This window comes from Algibacter mikhailovii (assembly GCF_014651495.1).
Taxonomy (GTDB): Bacteria; Bacteroidota; Bacteroidia; order Flavobacteriales; family Flavobacteriaceae; genus Algibacter_E; species Algibacter_E mikhailovii.
The window spans coordinates 40,980-62,996 of record NZ_BMWZ01000007.1 but is presented as its reverse complement, the minus strand read 5'-3'; the positions used below and the strand labels follow the sequence as shown (position 1 = coordinate 62,996).

Below are 22,017 nucleotides of genomic sequence, written 5' to 3'. Positions count from 1 at the left end.
TAATCATATATTTACAGATTAGAAAAAAGGTATGAACTTCCATTCGTAATAATTTAATTATTAGCGAATTCAATATATAAAATATGGCTTGCGCAAGTTGCTCAACTAAAGACGGCTCTCCAAAGGGTTGCAAAAATAACGGTACTTGTGGAACAGACAGTTGCAATAAATTAACCGTTTTTGATTGGTTATCAAACATGTCTCTTCCTAACGGAGAAAAACCTTTTAACTGGGTTGAAGTCCGTTATAAAAATGGTAGAAAAGAGTACTATCTTAATACTGAAAATTTAACCTTAAGTATAGGCGATGTTGTTGCAACTCAGGCTAAGGCAGGTCATGATATTGGAATGGTAACGCTTACTGGTGAGCTTGTGCGTGTTCAAATGAAACGCAAAAACATACCAGTAGTGCCAGAAGAAGCTCTTAAAATTTACCGAAAAGCATCTCAGAAAGATATTGATATTTGGTCGGCTGCCAGAGACAAGGAAGAACCCATGAAGGTTAAGGCACGTCAATTCGCCATTGATTTGAAACTGTCTATGAAAATTTCAGATATTGAATTTCAAGGGGATGCAAGTAAGGCTACGTTTTATTACACCGCAGAGGAGCGGGTAGATTTTCGTGAACTTATTAAAGTTTTTGCGCGTGAGTTTAGAACCCGAATTGAGATGAAACAAGTAGGGTTCAGGCAAGAAGCTGCGAGACTTGGTGGTATTGGGTCTTGTGGGCGTGAATTATGCTGCTCTACATGGTTGACTGATTTTCGTTCAGTAAGTACATCAGCTGCACGTTATCAGCAATTATCATTGAATCCACAAAAATTAGCAGGTCAATGCGGTAAATTAAAATGCTGTTTAAACTACGAGTTGGACACCTATTTAGATGCCTTAAAGGCATTTCCTAAAAACGATACAAAATTATACACTGAAAAAGGAACTGCTGTATGCCAGAAAACAGATATCTTCAAAGGCCATATGTGGTATGCTTATGAAGGGGAATGGATGAATTGGCATAAAATCACAACCACTCAGGCCAATGAAATTATAGAGTTAAATAAGAAAAAGAAAAAAATTGCAAGCCTAGAGGAATACGCTTCAGACCTCATAGAAGATACTAAAACGGAGTTTGAGAACGTTGTAGGTCAAGATAGTTTAACACGTTTTGATGGTCCAAAACGCAATAAAAAACGTAGAAATAATAGACGGAAGGGTAATCAAGGGAACAAAAATACAGCTTCGAATAAGAATACGGTCTCTAATAAGAATCCTAACCAGCAGAAAAAAAACAAAAACACCAGAAGAAAACCTCAAAATAATAAAAATGCTTCCAAATAAAATCATATTATTTTTTTTAGTTGTTTGTTTTGTTTTTATAGGTTGTGATGAGCATCATGTTTTTGATAAGTACCAATCGGTGCCAAATAAGTGGGACAAGGATTCTGTTATTAGTTTCAAAATAACCCCTCCAGATTCAACCGAAGCGTATAATTTGTTTGTTAATTTAAGAAATACAAACGCCTATAAATACAATAATTTATTCCTTATCGTAGAAATGGTTTTTCCTCATGGGAAAACAGTAAAAGATACGTTGGAATATAGGATGGCCGAACCTAGTGGTAAACTATTGGGAACAGGTTTTACTGATGTGAAGGAAAATAAACTGTGGTATAAGGAACAGGTTGTTTTTAATGAAACAGGAGAATATACGGTTAACATTCAACATGCCATGAGAGAAAGTGGAAAAGTAAATGGGGTGAAAGAATTAGAAGGTGTTACCGATGTTGGATTTAGAATTGAAAGTATTGCAAATAGTAAATAAATATCGCATCTCGTGATTTCACCTTAGTGGAATAGCATCAGGATGTATGAATATATAGTGCATGGCAAAAGCAAAAAAAGAAACGAAAGTAGAGCAAGGGTTTTCAAAATATGTTCGATGGTTTTGGATTTTATTTTTAGGTGGAATCTTAGCAGTAGGTGTCTTGTTCCTATTGGCCTCATCGGGTGCCTTTGGTGAAATGCCAGATCACACCCAATTAGAGAATCCAAAAACTAATTTAGCCACCGAAATTATTTCTTCAGATGGAAAAACTTTAGGGAAGTTTTATTTTAATGATAATAGAACTCCTGTTAGTTATGATGAATTGTCAGAATATTTGGTGGAAGCTTTAATTGCAACAGAAGATGCTCGGTTTTATGACCATTCAGGTATTGATGCCCGTGGCACACTAAGAGCAGCTGTAAAACTAGGCAGTGGTGGTGGAGCGAGTACCATTTCTCAGCAATTGGCAAAACAGTTGTTTCATGGGGAAGGATCTAAAAATATTGTTGAACGCGTGCTTCAAAAACTGAAAGAGTGGGTTATAGCCATTCGATTAGAGCGTCAATATACCAAGGAAGAAATTATTGCACAGTATTTTAATATTTATGACTTTTTAAATAATGCGGATGGTATTAGAAGTGCTTCTAGAATATACTTTGGTAAAGAACCTAAAGATTTAGAATTGAAGGAAGCTGCTATGTTGGTGGGTATGTTTAAGAACTCGTCACTTTTTAATCCTAGAAGGCGGCCAGAATTGGTGAAAGAACGACGTAACGTGGTTTTAGCCCAAATGTATAAGTATGATTTTATAGATGAAAAACTAAAAGATTCACTGCAACAAACAGATTTAGATTTAAACTATTCGCCAGAATCACACCGTGAGGGTATTGCTACTTATTTTAGAGGGTATTTAGACGGTTTTATGAAAGACTGGATGAAGAAGAATCCAAAACCTGATGGTACAAAATACAATCTGTATAATGACGGGTTAAAAATTTATACAACCATTGATTCACGTATGCAAACCTATGCTGAACAAGCGGTACAACAGCATATGCCAAGATTGCAAGCTGAGTTTTTTCACCAAAACACACCAAAACGAAATCCTACAGCACCCTTTTTAGATCTTACTCTAGGTGCAATTGATACCTTGATGTGGCGATCAATGAGGCAATCTGAGCGTTGGAGGCATATGAAATATGATTTGAAGAAGTCTAACAAGAAAATTGAGGAGTCTTTTGAAAAACCAGTTCAAATGTCTGTTTTTGCTTGGAAAGATGGGCAACCTACTGAAATTGATACGATTATGAAGCCTGTAGATTCTATGCGCTACTATAAGTCTTTTTTAAGAACAGGTATGATGTCTATGGATCCACAAACAGGGCATGTTAAAGCATGGGTTGGTGGTATGAATTATAGGCATTTTCAATATGATATGGTTAAACAGGGAAAACGTCAAATAGGCTCTACCTTTAAGCCTTTAGTTTATAGCTCTGCTATAGATCAGTTACATTTCTCGCCCTGCGATGAATTTCCTGATACTCCTTTTTGTATTGAAGCGAATAAATATGGAAACCCTGAAGAATGGTGTCCTAGAAACTCAAATGGTGAAAATGATTACGGTGGTACAAGAACTTTAAAAAACGCGCTAGCTAACTCTGTAAATACTATAACAGCGCGGTTGATAGATAAAGTAGGACCACAAACGGTTGTTAATTTAGCTAGGAAACTTGGTATAGATTCAGAGATGCTACCTGTGCCTTCCATAGCATTAGGTACACCAGACATTAGTGTATATGAAATGGTTGGTGCATATGCAACCTTTGCAAATCAAGGGGTATATACCAAACCTGTTATGGTAACGAGTATTGAAGATAAAAATGGAACCCTTTTGTATCAGTTTAAACCAGAAACCAGAGACGTTCTAAGTGCTGAAACGGCTTATGTTACTGTTAAACTTATGGAAGGTGTGACCCAATCTGGGTCAGGTGCTAGATTAAGAGGCAAAGGAAGGGAAGCTTATCGAGCAGATTACAGAGAAATAATTACGGGTTACCCTTATGAATTTACAAATCCCATAGCTGGAAAAACGGGAACTACTCAAAATCAAAGTGATGGTTGGTTTATGGGAATGGTGCCTAATTTAGTTACCGGAGTATGGGTTGGCGCAGAAGATCGAGCGGCCCACTTCGCATCTATAACTTATGGTCAAGGTGCGGCTATGGCATTACCAATTTGGGGGTTATATATGAAGAGCTGTTATGCCGATGAAGCATTAAATATTTCAACAGCTGAGTTTGTAGAGCCTGAAAATCTATCGATCAAAGTAGATTGTTCTGAAGTTGAAGAAGGCGATGTTGAAGACAATGAAAAAGAAGAATTGCCTGATGATTTAGAATTTTAAATCATCTAGGAAGAAATATTTATATAATACATACTAAAAAAAGCTTCTCATATTATGAGAAGCTTTTTTTATAGTCGCCTTTTTACAGGTTTGTCTTAAGTAGGGAGGTATTTTATTTTCAAGTAGACCAAAGGCAGGAACCTGATCCGTCTTAGGAATTAAAACACTACTATCTAGTCTTATTTATATTGACATAAATATGCGGTATGTGCCGATACTTTTACCTGAAATTTTTCATCGGCATCAATTTCATAAGATGCACCTGCTTTAAAAGTCAGCCATGCTGTGCTTCCAGGTAATTTAACAATCATTTCTCCTTCAATAACGTGCATAGTTTCATGTGTGGATGTCCCAAATTCATAAGTTCCGGGTTCCATAACGCCAATGGTTGAATTTCCAATTGAAGTGGTATAGCCTAAAGATTTTACTTGGCCGTCAAAATATTCATTTGTTGAAATCATAAGTTGTATTTTGATACAAATGTACTTAATTAGCTTGCCTATAAATCAAGTCTTTTTAAAAAAATATTAAATGAGACTTTACTATATTAGAGTATTCGTTGATGATATAACTACACTTAAATGCTTAGAAAAATACTTTTTGCGATACTCTTAATTGTTTTGGGCATAGCTCTGTATTATAACCCCAATCTAAAGACTATCTTAACGGGTATCGCGATTTTGTTATTCGGAATGGTTATGCTTGAAGAGGGCTTTAAAGTGTTCACGAAAGGCCCATTACAAACTATTTTAAAGAAGGCGACCAACAAGTTATACAAAAGTATTACGGCTGGTGCTTTGGTAACTGCTTTTATTCAGTCGAGTTCGTTGGTTTCAGTTATAACCATATCCTTTATAAGTGCTGGCTTAATTTCTTTAGCAGGTGGTTTAGGATTAATTTTTGGAGCCAATATTGGTACAACGGCTACAGCGTGGTTGGTAGCTGGCTTTGGATTAAAAATTAAAATCTCCGTCTTAGCCATGCCTATGCTCGTTTTTGGCGTGGTATTTTCCTTTAGAAAGGAGTTGACCCTCAAGGGTATTGGAAATGTGTTAGCCGGATTAGGTTTTTTCTTTTTGGGCATTCATTATATGAAAGAAGGCTTTGATGTCTTTAAAGATTATATAGACTTATCACAGTATGCCATATCTGGATTTTTAGGTGTTTTTGTATATACTGGACTTGGAATTATTATTACTACCGTATTGCAGTCTAGCAGTGCCACTTTGGCCTTAATTTTGACTGCATTATCCGCTGGACAGATTGAATATGAAAATGCCTTGGCGTTGGCTATTGGAGCGAATGTAGGAACTACAATTACGGCAGTTTTAGGGTCTCTAGGATCCAATAGTGCAGGAAGACGCTTGGCATTGGCACATCTTATTTTTAATGTATCAACGGGATTAGCAACTATCATTTTAATCTATCCTTTAGCACGATTGGTGAATAATATTGCAGAATTAACTGATTTAGCAGTAGATAATTATACCATTAAGCTCGCAATTTTTCATACCATATTTAATGTTTTGGGGGTTCTATTAATGCTCCCTTTTATTAAAAAGCTTGAACGGTTCTTAATGCGCTTTTTTAATGAGAAAACAGAGGTTTTAGATGTGAGTCAGCCCAAGTACCTCAATAAAGCCGTTCTTAAATTTCCGGGCTCAGCAATAACGTCATTGCTATTAGAATCAAAATATCTTTATAAGAAGAGTATTTTTAAAATTGTGGCTCACGCTTTAAATATTCATATTTCGGATATAAAATCAAAAGAAAAACTGAATTCAATAATCAATAGGTCTAATGAAGACTTTGAAATTGATATTGAAGGGTTGTATTATTCCAAGGTAAAAACAATCTATGGTGAGATTATAAAATATGCATCTTTAGTGCAAAGTGAATTAAACTTAAGTCCGAAACAAATTGAAGCGGTTACTGAAATAAAAATAGCCAATAGAAAAATGGTTGAGATTATTAAAGATGCTCGAGAGCTCAATAAAAATATTACGGTAGTTTTAAATACCGAGAATATACATTTACAGAATGAATATGATGCTTATAGAAAAAAGCTAACAAAGGTTTTAAGGGTGATTTATTTGTTTAGAACAGATAATGGAAATAATGAAAGTAAGTATGCTTTAAAATTGAAGGAATTAAAGGCAGAGGCTAAGGCAAACACAAGACAAAGTAATAAATCTATAGACAGATTAATACGCAAGGATTTGGTGTCAGCAGAACAAGCGTCCTCTTTATTTAATGATTATACTAATGTGAATGATATGATTAAAAAGCTTATTAATGTAGCAGAGCTTTTGTATGGTAAGATTGATTCTATACTTGAAGAAAACGAGGGTGATAAAAAAAACACTTGAAATCAAATGGATTTCAAGTGTTTTTTAATTTGAGAGTATTTATTCTTCTTCTGTACTATTTGACGCGTCCTCTACCTGTGTCACTATGGGTTCATTAACTTCGATAGTCGCCGGTTTTACCGAGCTGTCATGAGCTTCGTGATATTCCTCTAACAGGTTCATTGTTGCATTCAATAAATCTTTGGTTTCTAGCAGAACACCAAAATAAAGCGTTGTGTTTTTTGGGCTTGATTCTTCGGTACGTGTACGCTCAACTTGTTTTTGAATTTTTTCAGTAACTAAACTAAAGAGCTTATTCTTGCTACCAAGTATTTCACCAATTTGTTCGAAAGATTGTGTTTCAAAAGATTCTTTGGTGGCATTAAATAGTTTTTCAAGCACTTCATCAACCTCCTTTAACTCTTTTATTTGATTGAATTTAAGCTTCTTGTGGTTGTTGTTAACGTGTTTGTGACTTACTTTAGAGATGTACTCTAGAGACTGTGTCATGTCCTGTAAATACCCTAAAATATTAATGTAAAAATTACTGGCGCCTACACTAGAATCATCTAAGTTTTTAATGAAATAGAAAATGTTATCTCTTAAATCTTCAACTTCTTGAGATAATTTTACAATTTGCTTATTGTTCTTTTTAAGTAAGGTTAAATCTTGTTTGGCTAACCCATTAATGGAATTAGTATATATTTTATTGCCACGCTTAACTACATTAGCAATATTCCCTGCACTCTCAACAATAACACCTTGAATAGAGCTACTTTCTGCCTTTTTTAGACTATCACTTGCTCTTACTTGTTTAGACTTTTTACTATGAACTATTGAGCTTCTTACAAGCAAAGCAAAGGCAATAGCTAATAATATAGGGAACATGACCTGTATATTAAGGTTCAACAAGTAGGCAACTAAAGCGGCGGCACAAAAAGCACTTATGGCCGTAAAAAACCATCCGCCAATAACGTTAATTACACCTGCTACCCTGTAAACGGCACTTTCTGCTCCCCAGGCTCTATCTGCTAAAGATGTACCCATGGCAACCATAAAAGTAACATAAGTAGTAGATAAGGGTAATTTATAGGATGTTGCAATGGAAATTAGTACGGCCGCAACCATTAAATTAACGGCAGCCCTTACTAAATCAAAGGCGGGTATATCTGTTTTTTTAGTTTTAGACAAAGCTAAGGCCGGGGTTTCAAATTGCTTGTCTATTTTTTGTTGCCAAGATTCAGGTAACATGTAGGATGTCATTTGTGACATTAACATGGCCGATCTTACAAATCCTCTAGATAAGAAATTAGGTTGGAAACGTTCTTTTGTTTCGCCTTGACTAGATAAATCTAAAGAGGTTTTGACAACATTCTTAGCTTTGGTAGAAAACCAAAGTGTTAGCACCATTATCATTCCAGCTGCCAATAGAAGCCAATTGTTTGTTGGGACCTTTTTGGCCAATACCTCCATTGAGAAGGCATTTGCTGGTAGACCGGAGGCAGTCCATTCTAAGAAGGCGTTGTATGCGGCCACAGGTACCCCAATAAAATTAACTAAATCATTACCTGAAAAGGCTAATGCTAAAGCGAATGTACCTACGATGATAATTAATTTATAAATATTTGTTTTTACTATAGCAATTAGGATGTACGATAATATAGACCAAAATAATGAACAGACAATTACAATAGACAAGACCTGATTTTCTAAAAAGTCTTTCATGGTACCGCCGCCAAGAATTTCAAAGGATTCTTGGGCGTATGAAGTGCCTTTTAAGCCTTTCATAAAAATAAAATAAGTAATGGCTGTTAAGGCAAATCCTCCAAATAAGGCACCAACCCAATGTGCTTTCTTTTCAAAATTATAAGATAATAGTACTCTTGAAACCCATTGTACTAAGGCTCCTATAGAAAACGCGACGACCACCGAAAGTAGGATTCCAAATATTATTTGAGACGCTTTTGATGTGTTTATGTAATTAATAACATCACTAAAATCGCCACTATTATGGCCTATTTTAATAAGTGCCATGGCTACCGCTGCTCCTAATAACTCAAATACAATAGATACCGTTGTAGATGTTGGCATACCCACTGAATTGAAGAAATCTAATAGAAGAATATCTGTAATCATTACAGCCATGAAAATTATCATGATTTCATCAAACATGAATTCCCCAGGGTTGAAGATACCTTTTCGTGCTACTTCCATCATACCACTTGAAAATACCGCCCCTACTGCAACACCAACACTAGCCACAATCATAATGGTCCTAAACGAAATAGCCTTTGATCCTATGGCCGAATTTAAGAAGTTAACGGCATCATTGCTTACACCAACAACCAAATCAGCAATGGCTAAAATGGCTAAAGCAATAATCATATATAAATAAATATTATCCATAGTATTTAATTGAAATAAGTTTGCAAATATCATAAGCATAATTAACTAATGTGTTATGTAATTGTTATTTTTTAAAAATGTATGTCCATTTGAAGTCGTACCATAATATCATCACGATTAGGTGCAATATCTAAATAACTTACGTCACTTTGAATTTTTAGTTTGTGTCCAATAATAAATCTTGAAATACCCAAGGTATACATATCTGTTGTATTGTGGGCATCTGCTAAGATAGGATATTCCATATAGGTATTGGTATAACGCCCTGCGACCTCCCAATTAGAAGGGAATAAATGTCCTGCTTGTAGGTTTACAGAATGGCCAATTCGAACATATTCGCCTGTTTCTGTACCATCAGAGTTTTTAACAATGGGATCCTCTGCTGTTCTGTTAGCGTATTCAAACATAAACGAATTGCCTTTATATTTAAACATGCCATCAACAAAAACCGTATTGATATTGGTTTGGTAAAGCCCTTGTTCATCATCAATAAGCATATAAGCGCCTTGATTACTTCTGGCTCTTACCGCATTGTTATTATGATCATAGGTAGCTCCAATAGATAATTTAGGTGTTTGCTCTCGTTTTAAATCAGAGCCCTTATAGTCGCCTTTACTTGCAAAGTTTCCAAACGGTAAAAATTCTAGCCTACCGGTATACTGCAGACCACCTAAATTTCCAATGGTTTGATTTCTACCTTCACCTTGACTTAATGAAAATATTTCTCTAATGATAAAGGATTCTGTTAGGTTAAAATGGTGTCTTAATTGAAAACCAATATCTCTATCAATATTAAAATTAGCATTTAATAAAGAACGGTTTACTAATTGCAGATCCCCCGATGATATTACACGCTCCCTATTTCCTGGTAGTTTTCCTTGTCCAACCCAAAATTCAAAATTTTTGTAAAAATTCCATTTAATCATGGCATCCATGATATATCTGGGTGTGTTTCTATTATAAATAGAAACCCCTGAAATATCTCTGTTGGAGAGCCCCAGCTCAAACTTGTACTTTAATTTAGGGTTTAAAACAAAACCATCAAATTTTAACCTTGAGCGTCTTACTAAAAAGTTAGTGTTATTGTCTCCGCCCTCAATAAAATTAGCTCTACCTAAAAGTTGAAACCTAAATCCAACTTTCATGGTAAATGAACTGTCTTTACCGACTATATTTAAAAGGCCTTTGCCAAATTTTCCTGATTTAATTTCTTGCCCATTAAGAAGTGTACAGGCAAGGAGAAACACCCCTAAAAGGGCAGTTTTGATATTCATTAATTATTAGTTTTTGTCGCTGCAAAGAACTAATAATATTTTCAACCCAATGTTTCCTTAATGTTAAATATAGTGTAAGAAAAGACTGCCCTAAAAGGGCAGTCTTATTAGAAATCATAATAATGTAGTCGACAAAAACTAATAGATTATAATGAAATACTAATTGTGGTCTTAAGACCTAGCAAATATCCAAGTTTATCTTAATATGAATGTAACCTTAATATTAACTAATTATTAATCTTTCAATGTTAAATATTAATGCGTAAAACCATGATAATTAGCTGTTTATAGTTTTAATGTTAATTTAATGTTACGTAAGTGTTGTTTAAAAGTTAACTAATTTATATCTTTGTTATATAATGTTAAAACCCCCATAATTATGAAGAAATCAATTTTATTACTTTTTACCTTTTTAATTACTGTGGTTTCTTTTGCGCAACAAAAGAGAGAATTAAAACATAATACAGACACTAATTTAATAGATGTCGTTTACTATCATGACAATGGAGTTGTAAGCCAAACAGGGTCTTATACTACAGATGGAAAATTACAAGGCGTTTGGTTAAGTTTTGACACAGAAGGTAAGAAAATCGTTTCTGCAAATTATGATAATGGTAAAAAAGTCGGCAAATGGATTCACTGGGTAGACGGTGTTCCTAAAGAAGTAGATTATAGTAAGAATATTGCTTCCTTATAAGGAAGCTGCATTTTGAATACAATAAAAAAGCATCCCAATTGGGATGCTTTTTTATTGTATAATATTTTTATGTCTTTATTTGGTAACCACAAAGCTTTGGTTAGCCCAATCAAAAGCAGTTAAATCAGCTCCAATACCAGCTTTGAATTCAATAGTATTATCTGCAGGTACGGTGAAACCATCTGTGATTTCCGTTACCGTTCCGTTTATAGCACCACCTTCTTTGTCATCTCCTACATTTCCTTGAGCATTTGCGTTAAGTACTGTTAAGAATCCATTGCCTTTATCATCTTTAGTATCAATTCTGTTTCCATAAGAAGCAGATCCGTAGGCTGCAAAAAAGATATTATTGATGGTAGCTACTGTACCTCTTCTAATTTCTGCGCCTGCTTTAAGTTGTACATCAGGATTAAGGTTTAATATAGTAACATTGTTTAGTGTTGGTGTAGAGATTGGTGCTGCAGTAGCATCAGAACTATTGCTATCGCCTTCAATACCTCTTGGATCATCAGTTGCTGCGTCAAATCCTTGGTTACGAACCCCAAATGCGTTGGTGATTGTTCCGGTGTAACCACCTGTCCAGTCAAACATATCATCAGCAATATTAGCACAGTACACGTTTGTTACATTTACAGTACCTCCAAAGAATTCTATACCGTCATCATTACCATTGCTTACTACAATATTATTAACTACCGTTTGATTACCAATACCAAAGAATGAAATGCCATTAAATTCTTGTTCACCATTAATTTTAGCACCAGTATACTCGGCTATTACATAGCTTAATTCTCCTGAATTGTCATTGGTTTCGGTTCCGCCGTATAATAATCCAGCTACTTCAGACTGTACATCAAGTCCTTTATTTGAAGGCGCTTTTCCTGCAAGAACAAGTCCACCCCAATCACCTGCTTTTGGTGAGCTAGCGTCAGAAGTAAATACAATAGGATTAGAAGCTGTTCCTTTCGCGATTAATTTTGCACCACGTTCTACGGCCAAAAATACATCCGTTCTTCCGCTTTTTGCTTTAATAGTTGTTCCTGGTTCTATAGTTAAAGTAGCGCCTGCTTTTACTGTTACAGATCCTGTCATAATATAGTCTACACTTGCTAATAATTTACTATCTGCTGTGATATCGCCAATTAATTCGCTACCTATAATATCACCACCATCATTTGGAGGGTCTATAGTTCTATTTGAATCATCAGATGAACATCCAATAATTAAGGTTGCTAGAGGAATAATAAATAAATTTCTTAAAGTTTTCATTTTATGTTTTATGTTTTTATTGTGATACAAATCACGAGATATATCTTAAATTCAACCTTACGGTTATATTAGTTTTATGTTAAGAATTTGAAGCAATGTTAAGCCATTGTGCACAAATCTTAAAAGTGCTTTTAGCCTAAAAAGCCTCTTTTTAAGGAGGCTTTTTTGTTAGAAGTTAAATGACACCCCTGCTGTAATAGTGAGTCCGTTTTTGTACGAATTCATGGTGAGCTTTTCGGGAATGTCTCTATATCTTTCAAAACTAGGATTCAATAAATTTTTTGCGTTAAACTTAACTCCAATTTGTTCATTAAAATTATGTCTGAATACAAAGTCTAAAATAGGAACTGCTTTCTCAATAATGTTTTCTTTGAAGTTTGTTCCGATACTGTATACTTTATCACTTTGGTAATTGAATACTAAGGTTGAAATAGTTTCTTTTTCTCCGTTTGTAAATTTGTATGATAGGTCTGCATTAATAGTAAAAGGAGAAGCGCCTTCTAGTTGAGAACTTGTTCCTGTATAGTTAAAAGCAGTATTATTAGTATTAAACTTAAGATCTGTATGCATAAAGGTCGCATTGGTACCAAAGCTGAAATTTTGAGATTTCTCATCATCAATCTCTTTGTTGTATAAATCTAATTTTGCTTCAATTTCAGCCCCAAATATCGTAGCGTCACCTGAGTTATCGAATGTGAAATCACGCTCAATAGCTGAGTTTCTTTCAAGTCGGTTAATAGAATTTTCAATTAACTTACCAAAAACACCTACAGCAATTACCTCACTTTTTTTCGGGAATAGTTCAAATTTAAGTTCGGCGTTATAGTTGTCTGATGGCTGTAATGCAGGGTTACCAGATTCTTGGTAGTTTATACCTTCATAAGTAAAAGGTGCAATTTCTTTAAATTGTGGATAGGTATAAGTAATGCTACCAGAGGCTCTTAAATTAATTTTATCATTCAGTTGATATTTTAAATTTAAAGCGGGTAAAAAGTATTGTTTGTCAAGTGCTATTTCACTATTGTTTGTAAACCCTGGGAAGCTAATGTTGGTATCCCATGCTACGTTCATTTTAACATTTTCAGCTCTTAAACCAGCATTAGCAGTAAATTTTTCGCTGAATTTATATACAACATCACCAAAAGCAGCATGTGTTGTTTTATCTGCATCATATAATTGTGGTAAGAAGGTTTCAGCATCATCATTGTTTCTACCTCTAGATGTTTCTACACCAAAAACACCGTTGTCCAAGTTCGTTTGGTTAAATGTAGCATCTAAATTATTGACATCAACAAACGTATTTCTGGGGTTTGTAAAATTGTGGTCAAAATACATACCGTCAAATTTTCTTTGTGTAAATCTTCCGTTATAACCTAGAGTGATTTGTCCCTTGTTTTCAAAACGCTCTCCTAAATATTTGATAAAATTTACATTTCCTGCAATATCATCTTCAAATAGATTACCATAAAATCTACTATTATCTCTTACAGCATTTTGTGATATTCTCGTTTTTTCTAAGTCATTATCAATGATGAAAGTTGTTTTTCTCCTGTCAGGTTCATCATTATATATGGCATTGTAGCTTAATCCAGCATTTACATCTACAGATTCTCCAAATTTGTTTGTTGACAAAAGTTGGTTGGTAAATAGTTTGTTTTGAATCTCAGTTTGTAACATTAAATTAACCAATCTGTTATCGTCTTCATCTCTACCAATATCAGGAGTTGTACCAACAAAATCTTCGATTTTTTGAGTGTTTGAGTGAATAAATACGTGATTAAAACTTAATTGGTGATTATTGTTAATCTTGTAGGCTACATTACCCATTAACATTTTAGAAGCACCGTAGCTATAAGTTTCTGTGTCCCATTGAGTTCCAACGTTTCCAGCATCAATGATGTTTTCATTACGTCCTTCTTGAAAAAGATAAGAATTGTCAAAAGATCCAACTAAAAAGAAGCTAATACTACTTTCGTCATTTAATTGAAACTTGTTTCCGTAGTTTAAACTCAAACCAACATTAGGACTTGCCTTAATTGCATTGGGTGTAAAGCTGTTATCAAAACTATATACTGTTAAATCTCTAACCTTGTGTTTTGTGTCAGTATTAACGCCAATCCAATTAGATCCGTTAATTTGTTTAAAATCTTTAAAAGTAGTTTGTGTATTCATACCAGTAGATAAGGATACCTTAAAAAATTCTTGTCCTGACATTTCTTTGCTCACAATGTCTACATTAGCACCCGCAACATCTGAAGAGAATGTTGAAGAAAAGGATTTTGAGATACCAACGTTTTCAATTATGCCAGAGCTAAATAATGATAAGTCAATGTTTTTATTTCTAGGGTCATTAGATGGAAGAGGGAGTCCGTTTAAAGTGGTGCTGTTATATCTATCACCTAAACCTCTAACATAAATTTTACTAGAGCCTTCTTTTTTATTAACTCCGGTTACTTTTAATGTTGCTGCACCGGCATCAGAAACTGCTTTTTTCTCTAGTTCTTGGGCGCCAATGGCTTGCTTCATAATAACCGCTTTCTTTTGTTCTAAAAGCAAAGCCGTTTCACTTTCTCTTTTGGTTGTGGTTGTAATAACAACTTCATCAAGTGACGCTGCGCTGGCCCCCATAGGTACATTGACCTCAGTAACCTTTCCCGCCACAATGGTCACAGGAATTTCTTGTGTTTCATAACCCACAAAGCTAAATTGTAAAACGTAATCGCCTACTGCAAGGTCGTTAAAGGCATAAAGGCCATCAAAATCTGAAGTGGTTCCTGTAGTTGTTCCTTTTATTAAAACATTTGCAAAGGCTAAAGGTTCATTGTTATATTCTTTGTCTGTTAGTTTCCCTGACACAGAACCTGTGCTTTGGGCGTAAGTAAATACTGTTGCTAAAAGTATAAACAGAAATGTGATTTTTTTCATTTTTATTATCTATAATTCTTGCCGCAAAGGAACTCAGATATTATGAACAAACCGTTACCAATTAGTTAAAGAACGGTAACAAATGCGTTAGGTAATTGTTATGAAAAACGCATTTATTTTCCAAGTACGTTACATTAAATTAACATTGAAGACTTAAACCCTTGCTCTTGTTTGGTTTTTAAATTTAGTTTCTACAGACGACAAAAAAGTAGATGGAATTACAAGACGTCAAATTGCTAGAGTTTGGTGCAAAAAAAACAACTTTCGTTAGAAAGTTGTTTTTTGAATTTTGTTATGTTTCAGGTGTAAATAACTAAGTTTAGTTATTAGAACTTGTACTTTCTGTTTCTGTACTCGCTATAGCCAACATTAAGTCATCTAAAGATATTGTACTTGCATTAAGGTTAAGCGTAATATTTGTTGATTTGTTTGCAGTTATTTCTACTGTGGTCTCCTTAGTTTCATAACCTGTAAAACTGCTAATTAAAGTGTAAGTGCCTTCGGCTAAATTCTCGAATTTGAATAAACCATTTTCATCCGTTAATACCTTTTGTCCATTTTCCTTTATAAGAACTGAACCGTATAATAAAGGGGCGTTGTTGGATTCTAAATCCAATAAATGACCAATAACATGACCTGATTCTTGAGCAAAGCTAAGTGCTGATATAAAAAAGGCAGCTATTACTATAATATGTTTCATTAATTTCATTATTAAGTCTTTGCAAAAATAGCTAGTAAATAGGAGGAGGGTGTTATCAAAAGATTAAACAACTATGACTAAAATGTTACCTTAATGTTAAGAAAAGGGTATTGGTCTTTTTGGAGTTTGGCAACAGTGTTATTCGTCTTTGTTTTATGTGTTTTGTCGAGGTTATATTCCTTTTTTGTGGATAAAGATTTTGGAAAGCTAAGTGTTGATTAAATCAATTTAAATCAAATTCTTTATTATATTGCCTCTGCTTAAAAAATAACGATGAACTGGGAACAACTCCTCTCTTTAAAACGCTCTGGCGATAACAATAAACGAATTAGAAAAGAACAAGATGAAACCCGTTTAGGTTTTGAAGTGGATTATGATCGTATTATTTTTTCTTCAGAGTTTAGAAGCTTGCAGGATAAAACACAAGTCATTCCGTTATCGGAAACTGATTTTGTTCACACGCGCCTTACGCACAGTTTAGAGGTTAGTGTTGTGGGGCGTTCTCTAGGCCGTTTAGTGGGTAAGAAGTTGCTTGAAAAGCATCCGCATTTGAAAAGTGTTCATGGATATCAAGCTAATGATTTTGGTGCCATAGTTGCAGCTGCAGCATTGGCACACGATATTGGGAATCCCCCTTTTGGACATTCCGGTGAAAAGGCTATAGGTGAGTTTTTTATTAATGGCGAAGGTCAAAAATATAAATCTGAATTGAGTTCAAAAGAATATCAAGATTTATGCGATTTTGAAGGTAATGCCAACGGCTTTAAAATACTAACTCAAAGTAGAGCAGGGCGTTCAGGAGGATTGCGTTTAAGTTATGCTACACTAGGTGCCTTTACCAAATACCCTAAAGAATCCTTACCTAAAAAGCCAACAAAACATATAGCCGATAAAAAGTATGGTTTTTTTCAATCAGAAAAGAAGGCTTTTGAAGATGTTTCTAATGAATTGGGTTTAATAAAACGAAGTGATGCCGACATGAATTATGCCCGGCACCCTTTAGCTTATCTTGTAGAAGCAGCAGATGATATTTGTTATACTATTATTGATTTTGAAGACGGTATAAATCTAGGTCTTATTCAAGAAGAATTTGCGCTTGAGTATCTTATTAATATTGTTAGAGATAAGATTAAAACTGAAAATTATTATGCGCTTAATACAAAAGAAGACCGCGTCAGTTATTTACGCGCGCTAGCAATAGGCACACTTATTAATGAAGCTGTTGAAATTTTCATGAAACATGAAGAAGATATACTAAATGGTTTGTTTGATTCTGCGCTGCTTGACAAAAGTAAATACGAGGCTCAAATCAATGATATCATTAAAATAAGTATCGAGAAGATTTATCAATCTACGGAGGTGGTAGATAAAGAAATTGCAGGGTATGGTGTTATTAATACGCTTTTAAGCACCTATACTTCAGCTGTAAATAACTGCTTTAATAATACGGCTTCAAATTATGATAAACTTATTCTCAAAGGATTGCCAGACAGCATAAATACCTCTGATACTAGCATGTATAATCGTTTATCAAGTGTTTGTTACTACGTTTCGCTCTTGTCTGATAGTAAAGCGATATTGGATTATAAAAAAATAAAGGGCATAAGCTTTTAAGGTGTTATTCTCATAGAAGAATACCTAAAACTCAAATTTCAATTGAACACTGACACTTTTGTCGTCTTCTTTTTTGGGTTTGTTTTCTGTATTTAAATTGGATAAAGAAATACCGAGCAATCGAACAGAATTATTCAATTTTTCTTGATACAGTAAGTCTTTTGCGGTTTCCAAAATTATGTTTTTATCTTTAATATAATAGGGCAGTGTTTTACTCCTCGTCTGAAGCGTAAAATCACTATACTTAATTTTTAAGGTGACTGTTTTTCCCGCAACGTTACTTTTTGACAAGCGTTTAGTGACTTCTTCAGCAATATGATCTAGTTTTTCGAGCATAAAGATTTCAGAAGATAAATTTTCATTGAATGTACGTTCTGCTGCTAAGCTCTTTCTAATACGGTTTGGTTTGACCTCACTATTGTGAATCCCTCTAACAATGTAGTAATACAAGTGTCCAGATTTGCCGAAATTTTTTTCCAAATAATCTAATGATTTTTGTTTTAAATCTAAGCCAGTAAAAATGCCCTTTTGATACATTTTTTCGGCAGTAACCTTACCTATGCCGTAAAATTTTCTTATTTCGAGAGCTTCTAAAAAGGGAATCACCTCCTCGGGGTTTACTGTTTTTTGTCCATTGGGTTTATTGTAATCACTTGCTATTTTAGCTATGAATTTATTAATTGAAATACCAGCCGAAGCCGTTAGTCCTACTTCATTAAATATCCGAGTTCTTATCTCTTTGGCAATTAAAGAAGCACTTGGGTTGCCCTTTTTATTTTCGGTGACGTCTAAATAGGCTTCGTCAAGAGAGAGTGGTTCTACCAAATCAGTATAATCATAAAAAATGCGTCTTATCTGCTTCGATATTTCTGTATATCTTTCAAAATGATGGTTTACAAAAATAAGTTCAGGACATAATTTAATTGCTAAATTTCCAGCCATGGCACTTTTAACTCCAAACTTTCTAGCTTCATAACTGGCAGCACTTATTACACCGCGTTTGCCACCGCCTCCAACTGCAATGGGTTTACCAATTAATTCAGGATTATCCAACTGTTCTACCGATGCGTAAAAGGCATCCATATCCACATGAATAATTTTTCGAATGGGTAGTTCGTCGCGCATAGCGTAAATTTAACCATTAAATGTGTTTTAATTATTATCTTTCCAGATACATAATTTAAGTTTTATCTGAGACGTATTGATGATAGAAATTGAAAGCAAGTTTTTGGTAAATTCAGATGTTTAGGTAGAAGTAATCATCATATATTTCTGGTTTCTTATTTCCCTTTTTTAGTAAGAATATCAAACCAATATGTGACTTTAAGGAATACGCCTCTTTCAATTGGATCTAAGGGTGAAGTGGCACGGGAATCACTGTATGTTAGGAATATATCAGAAAGTGGAGCATATCGCCACTGTATTCTTGATACAACAAAGAAGGTTTCAGATTGAGAGCTATATTGTATATCAGTATTCCAAAATAATGATTTGGTAAAGGTGAAATTAAATGTTGGACCTAAATACCATAATTCATCGGATGAGTAGGGTTCAGGAAGTGAAATGTCGTCATATTGCATTTTTAAGGATACAAAGAAAATGGGTTGAAAACGATATTGAAAAGTAACATCTGCTGTAAATTTATTCCCAGTATAAAAAGTGCCATATTTGGTATTGCCCTCAAACCAAAAGGCTTTTCTTTTATCCGTATTAAAATCAAGTTTAACATCATGATAGTTGTAACCACCAATAGGTAATAGTTCACCATCTCCACCACCAACAGGGTCAAAGGGTTCATCAAGATATTCATACCGCAATGCGCCAGTAAGACCTAGCGATGCTCCATTTGTGAAATTAGTAGTACCAGCTAATAATAGGTCGGAGTGAACAAACCTCATATCATCAGAAGGCTTCCAAAATAAATTATTACTTAGTTTTAATATTATGGTATTTATTGAATTGTTTTCAGGATAAAAATTTAGTTCACTAAAGGGATTAGCTCTAACAATATCTTTTCGTCTAGTATAGCCTAGATCAGATTGAAACCCTTCATCAACATATTGCCCAGTAAACCTTAAAGTGTATCGTCGTTTTTCGAGATTTAAATATGTTCCTGTTGATATGGCATTACTTTCTATGCCTTCAGTGAATGATTTGTGGAGGAATATCTGGGCATCAAAACTATTGTCTTTCGAGAAGAAATTTAAATCTGATCCAACTACACGGTTATATTCTGTTCCAGAATACTCTTTTTCTGGATTGGTAACTTGTCGATTGATTAAAAAGAAACCAACATTAGATCTTGAAAATATTTTTTGCTGAACGGCCAGAACTAAATTATTGTTTTTTGGAATTAATTCATCTTCATCACCTTTGGTTTGTACATCTAAAACACCAATTCTTAAGCCATTATTTATCTTACCGGTAAATTTTACACCAGCAGTTATGGGTACAATAACATCATTGTTATTTGTATCTCGTCCTACACCAACTCTACGAGAATAAAAAGCGAGAGCGTCGTCTGGAAGACCAAATTCATTAAATAAATCCCCATTGTCTTTAAAAAATTGCCTGGTTTCATCTTGCTTAATCTCAAATCGCGTTACATTATTTTGACCTGGTACAACATCTTCACTAGAAAAGTCAGGGCTAACAGTTAAATCTAACATAAAGCTACTTTTTACTGGTATTTTAACATCAAACCCTGTTTTAAATTCAAATGTTTCTTCGTCTTTAATGCTGTTGTCAATGTAAGATGGCGTAATGTAAGGTATTATAGATATTGGGTTTTTGGATTTTTTTAAGGGTTTTTCAAAAACCATAGGAGCATAATAGCCAAGGTTTAATTGATCTTGATTCTGCGGGACCTTTGACCACGAACTTTTTGTGTTCGATTGGGTGTTTGAACGCATCGAATTAAATTTCCATTGGGTAACCCCTTCTTTATATTTAAATGAAGACATAGGGATTCTAATTTCTGAAATAGAATAATCATCATGAATAACTGTTTCTCCAAGCCATTTTGTATCCCAACTAAGATCAAGATTTCCAGAGATTCCACCGTTAGAAATAAGACCCTCACGCCGCACTCCGAAAGGGTTTATTCCAAATAAAAATGCATTTGCCCTATCAGAGTAGGTGTCAAACATAAGATTAATAACATCAGCACCACTAATACTATAATCCCTTTCATATGATGGCGCTTTATAGTCTTTACCAGGTGCATAGGCTTTAATCCCAATGTATAAAAAGCTTTCATTATAAAGCATTCTTAATTCTGTTTGATATTCTACTAGCTTATTGTCAGCTGGAAAATATTCTGTATAATCACTAGATGGTTTAGCATCTTGCCAGATGGCTTCATCTAAAACGCCATCAATTTTAAATTCATTATGATCAACATATTTTACAGAAATGCTTTTTTGAGCATATGCTTGTATTAGTGCTGTAAAAACAAATATTAATAAAAGATTTCTGATGGCAGAATGAGATTAGATGTGATTAAATTTTTAACATTTAGCAAGACTTATTTTATATCAATTTCCTATATGTCATTTCCAAGTATAAGAATGGATATCCAACGCTGAACGAAGTTAGGTTATTTTTCCGATGATTTCAAGAATATGGAATATTCCCTTGTTCCTGAGATTAGTATAAATACTTGTGAATTTTTATTCTTTAATTTTTTAATAAAGCCTATTTATTCAATAGTGTACTTATTTTAGAATTCTGATATTTACTCCTCCCTCATAGTCATGAGTTAGTCGCAGTGAAATGGATTAGATATAAAATGAATAACATTAGCCCAATTACTTAACCTGTATAGAAAACGGTGGTTTTTATTAGACAAGAAAGGGCTTCGTTAATCGGTTAGATCTTCTATATATTTAAACCTCTAGGTTTAAAGGCCCCATTTATTGAACAAATGACAATGTCTTACATGTTTTCAATAAATGTCATAATGATTTTAAAAATTCTTTGTAATGAGTATCAGCAAGCATAGCGTAAATTTTTACTATTAAATATGTTTTAATTACTATCTTTCGGGATGCATAATTAATGCTATAACCTAGACGTATTGATGATAGAAATTGAAAGAAAGTTTTTAGTAAATTCAAATGTTTTTAAGGAAAAGGCATTTAAAAATACAAGAATTACTCAAGGCTTTCTTAATACGCATAAAGACCGCACAGTTCGTGTAAGAATTAAAGGGGATTTCGGGTTTATAACGGTTAAAGGACGATCCTCCAAAGACGGTTTATCTCGTTTTGAATGGGAAAAAGAGATTAGGGTAGAAGAAGCGGAGGCCTTATTGTTGCTTTGTGAACCCACTATCATTGATAAGATCCGTTTTGAAGTTAAGGTGGGGCAGCATATTTTTGAGGTGGATGAATTTCTTGGAGACAATCAAGGTTTACTAGTTGCTGAGGTCGAGTTAAAAACAGAAAAAGAAACCTTTGACAAACCTAACTGGTTAGGTGAGGAAGTCACTGGAGATATAAAATATTATAATTCATTATTAAGTAAGCATCCTTATTGTACATGGGATTCGTAAATAT

15 protein-coding genes are annotated in these 22,017 nt (G+C 34.1%); 7 read left to right on the top strand and 8 right to left on the bottom strand.

The window, feature by feature from the left end; all coding sequences use genetic code 11:
- Nucleotides 1-83: 83 nt before the first annotated feature.
- The 3 genes from IE051_RS14490 (at nt 84) to IE051_RS14480 (ending at nt 4,225) form a co-directional block, all read left to right on the top strand.
- Nucleotides 84-1,334, top strand: coding sequence for a PSP1 domain-containing protein (locus IE051_RS14490; RefSeq protein ID WP_189361919.1), 1,251 nt, complete (start codon nt 84-86; stop codon nt 1,332-1,334).
- Complete coding sequence (locus IE051_RS14485) at nt 1,321-1,818, top strand: gliding motility lipoprotein GldH (protein ID WP_189361917.1); 498 nt, start codon at nt 1,321-1,323, stop codon at nt 1,816-1,818. The genes IE051_RS14490 and IE051_RS14485 overlap by 14 nt, the downstream gene beginning before the upstream one ends.
- Before the next feature lie 61 nt (nt 1,819-1,879).
- Nucleotides 1,880-4,225: a penicillin-binding protein 1A gene (locus IE051_RS14480; protein ID WP_189361916.1), complete on the top strand. Its 2,346-nt coding sequence runs from the start codon at nt 1,880-1,882 to the stop codon at nt 4,223-4,225.
- 179 nt (nt 4,226-4,404) lie between these two features.
- Here IE051_RS14480 and ppnP read toward each other — a convergent pair whose 3' ends face one another.
- Nucleotides 4,405-4,686, bottom strand: a complete 282-nt coding sequence (gene ppnP / locus IE051_RS14475; protein WP_189361912.1) for a pyrimidine/purine nucleoside phosphorylase — start codon at nt 4,684-4,686, stop codon at nt 4,405-4,407.
- 120 nt (nt 4,687-4,806) lie between these two features.
- Here ppnP and IE051_RS14470 point away from each other — a divergent pair, with 120 nt between their 5' ends.
- Nucleotides 4,807-6,594: a Na/Pi cotransporter family protein gene (locus IE051_RS14470; protein WP_189361910.1), complete on the top strand. Its 1,788-nt coding sequence runs from the start codon at nt 4,807-4,809 to the stop codon at nt 6,592-6,594.
- Nucleotides 6,595-6,633: 39 nt separating this feature from the next.
- Here IE051_RS14470 and IE051_RS14465 read toward each other — a convergent pair whose 3' ends face one another.
- Together IE051_RS14465 and IE051_RS14460 are read right to left on the bottom strand one after the other, a co-directional pair.
- Nucleotides 6,634-8,979: an inorganic phosphate transporter gene (locus IE051_RS14465; protein ID WP_189361908.1), complete on the bottom strand. Its 2,346-nt coding sequence runs from the start codon at nt 8,977-8,979 to the stop codon at nt 6,634-6,636.
- Between the two features lie 71 nt (nt 8,980-9,050).
- On the bottom strand, nt 9,051-10,253 hold the full coding sequence (locus IE051_RS14460) for a porin (protein ID WP_189361906.1): 1,203 nt from the start codon (nt 10,251-10,253) through the stop codon (nt 9,051-9,053).
- Nucleotides 10,254-10,632: 379 nt separating this feature from the next.
- Here IE051_RS14460 and IE051_RS14455 point away from each other — a divergent pair, with 379 nt between their 5' ends.
- Nucleotides 10,633-10,950, top strand: coding sequence for a toxin-antitoxin system YwqK family antitoxin (locus IE051_RS14455; RefSeq protein ID WP_189361904.1), 318 nt, complete (start codon nt 10,633-10,635; stop codon nt 10,948-10,950).
- A 75-nt stretch (nt 10,951-11,025) separates the two neighbouring features.
- Here IE051_RS14455 and IE051_RS14450 read toward each other — a convergent pair whose 3' ends face one another.
- The 3 genes from IE051_RS14450 to IE051_RS14440 all read right to left on the bottom strand — a co-directional run bounded on the left by IE051_RS14450 (nt 11,026) and on the right by IE051_RS14440 (nt 15,844).
- Entirely contained in the window at nt 11,026-12,219 is a 1,194-nt protein-coding gene (locus tag IE051_RS14450; RefSeq protein WP_189361902.1) for a beta-helix domain-containing protein, read from the bottom strand.
- A 168-nt stretch (nt 12,220-12,387) separates the two neighbouring features.
- Nucleotides 12,388-15,144: a TonB-dependent receptor gene (locus IE051_RS14445; protein WP_189361901.1), complete on the bottom strand. Its 2,757-nt coding sequence runs from the start codon at nt 15,142-15,144 to the stop codon at nt 12,388-12,390.
- A gap of 319 nt (nt 15,145-15,463) precedes the next feature.
- Nucleotides 15,464-15,844, bottom strand: a complete 381-nt coding sequence (locus IE051_RS14440) for a carboxypeptidase-like regulatory domain-containing protein (RefSeq protein WP_189361899.1) — start codon at nt 15,842-15,844, stop codon at nt 15,464-15,466.
- A gap of 273 nt (nt 15,845-16,117) precedes the next feature.
- Between IE051_RS14440 and IE051_RS14435 the strand changes: the two genes are divergently transcribed.
- Nucleotides 16,118-17,458, top strand: a complete 1,341-nt coding sequence (locus tag IE051_RS14435) for a deoxyguanosinetriphosphate triphosphohydrolase (protein ID WP_189361897.1) — start codon at nt 16,118-16,120, stop codon at nt 17,456-17,458.
- 24 nt (nt 17,459-17,482) lie between these two features.
- Here IE051_RS14435 and dinB read toward each other — a convergent pair whose 3' ends face one another.
- Both dinB and IE051_RS14425 read right to left on the bottom strand, forming a co-directional pair.
- The gene (gene dinB / locus IE051_RS14430; RefSeq protein WP_189361895.1) at nt 17,483-18,583 is read right to left on the bottom strand and encodes a DNA polymerase IV; all 1,101 of its coding nucleotides are present in this window, start codon (nt 18,581-18,583) and stop codon (nt 17,483-17,485) included.
- Nucleotides 18,584-18,738: 155 nt separating this feature from the next.
- Entirely contained in the window at nt 18,739-20,727 is a 1,989-nt protein-coding gene (locus IE051_RS14425) for a DUF5916 domain-containing protein (RefSeq protein ID WP_189361893.1), read from the bottom strand.
- Nucleotides 20,728-21,539: 812 nt separating this feature from the next.
- On the opposite strand from IE051_RS14425, the gene IE051_RS14420 reads away from it, so the two are divergent.
- Nucleotides 21,540-22,013: a CYTH domain-containing protein gene (locus IE051_RS14420; protein ID WP_189361891.1), complete on the top strand. Its 474-nt coding sequence runs from the start codon at nt 21,540-21,542 to the stop codon at nt 22,011-22,013.
- The last annotated feature ends 4 nt before the right edge of the window (nt 22,014-22,017 follow it).

Bases quoted from the DNA above. Each gene is read 5' to 3' on its own strand.
- IE051_RS14445 (WP_189361901.1), bottom strand. From the start codon at position 15,144: ATGAAAAAAATCACATTTCTGTTTATACTTTTAGCAACAGTATTTACT.
- IE051_RS14460 (WP_189361906.1), bottom strand. From the start codon at position 10,253: ATGAATATCAAAACTGCCCTTTTAGGGGTGTTTCTCCTTGCCTGTACA.
- IE051_RS14480 (WP_189361916.1), top strand. From the start codon at position 1,880: ATGGCAAAAGCAAAAAAAGAAACGAAAGTAGAGCAAGGGTTTTCAAAA.
- dinB (WP_189361895.1), bottom strand. From the start codon at position 18,583: ATGCGCGACGAACTACCCATTCGAAAAATTATTCATGTGGATATGGAT.
- IE051_RS14435 (WP_189361897.1), top strand. From the start codon at position 16,118: ATGAACTGGGAACAACTCCTCTCTTTAAAACGCTCTGGCGATAACAAT.
- IE051_RS14465 (WP_189361908.1), bottom strand. From the start codon at position 8,979: ATGGATAATATTTATTTATATATGATTATTGCTTTAGCCATTTTAGCC.
- IE051_RS14440 (WP_189361899.1), bottom strand. From the start codon at position 15,844: ATGAAACATATTATAGTAATAGCTGCCTTTTTTATATCAGCACTTAGC.
- IE051_RS14490 (WP_189361919.1), top strand. From the start codon at position 84: ATGGCTTGCGCAAGTTGCTCAACTAAAGACGGCTCTCCAAAGGGTTGC.
- IE051_RS14450 (WP_189361902.1), bottom strand. From the start codon at position 12,219: ATGAAAACTTTAAGAAATTTATTTATTATTCCTCTAGCAACCTTAATT.
- IE051_RS14420 (WP_189361891.1), top strand. From the start codon at position 21,540: ATGATAGAAATTGAAAGAAAGTTTTTAGTAAATTCAAATGTTTTTAAG.
- IE051_RS14470 (WP_189361910.1), top strand. From the start codon at position 4,807: ATGCTTAGAAAAATACTTTTTGCGATACTCTTAATTGTTTTGGGCATA.
- IE051_RS14455 (WP_189361904.1), top strand. From the start codon at position 10,633: ATGAAGAAATCAATTTTATTACTTTTTACCTTTTTAATTACTGTGGTT.
- IE051_RS14425 (WP_189361893.1), bottom strand. From the start codon at position 20,727: ATGCTTTATAATGAAAGCTTTTTATACATTGGGATTAAAGCCTATGCA.
- IE051_RS14485 (WP_189361917.1), top strand. From the start codon at position 1,321: ATGCTTCCAAATAAAATCATATTATTTTTTTTAGTTGTTTGTTTTGTT.
- ppnP (WP_189361912.1), bottom strand. From the start codon at position 4,686: ATGATTTCAACAAATGAATATTTTGACGGCCAAGTAAAATCTTTAGGC.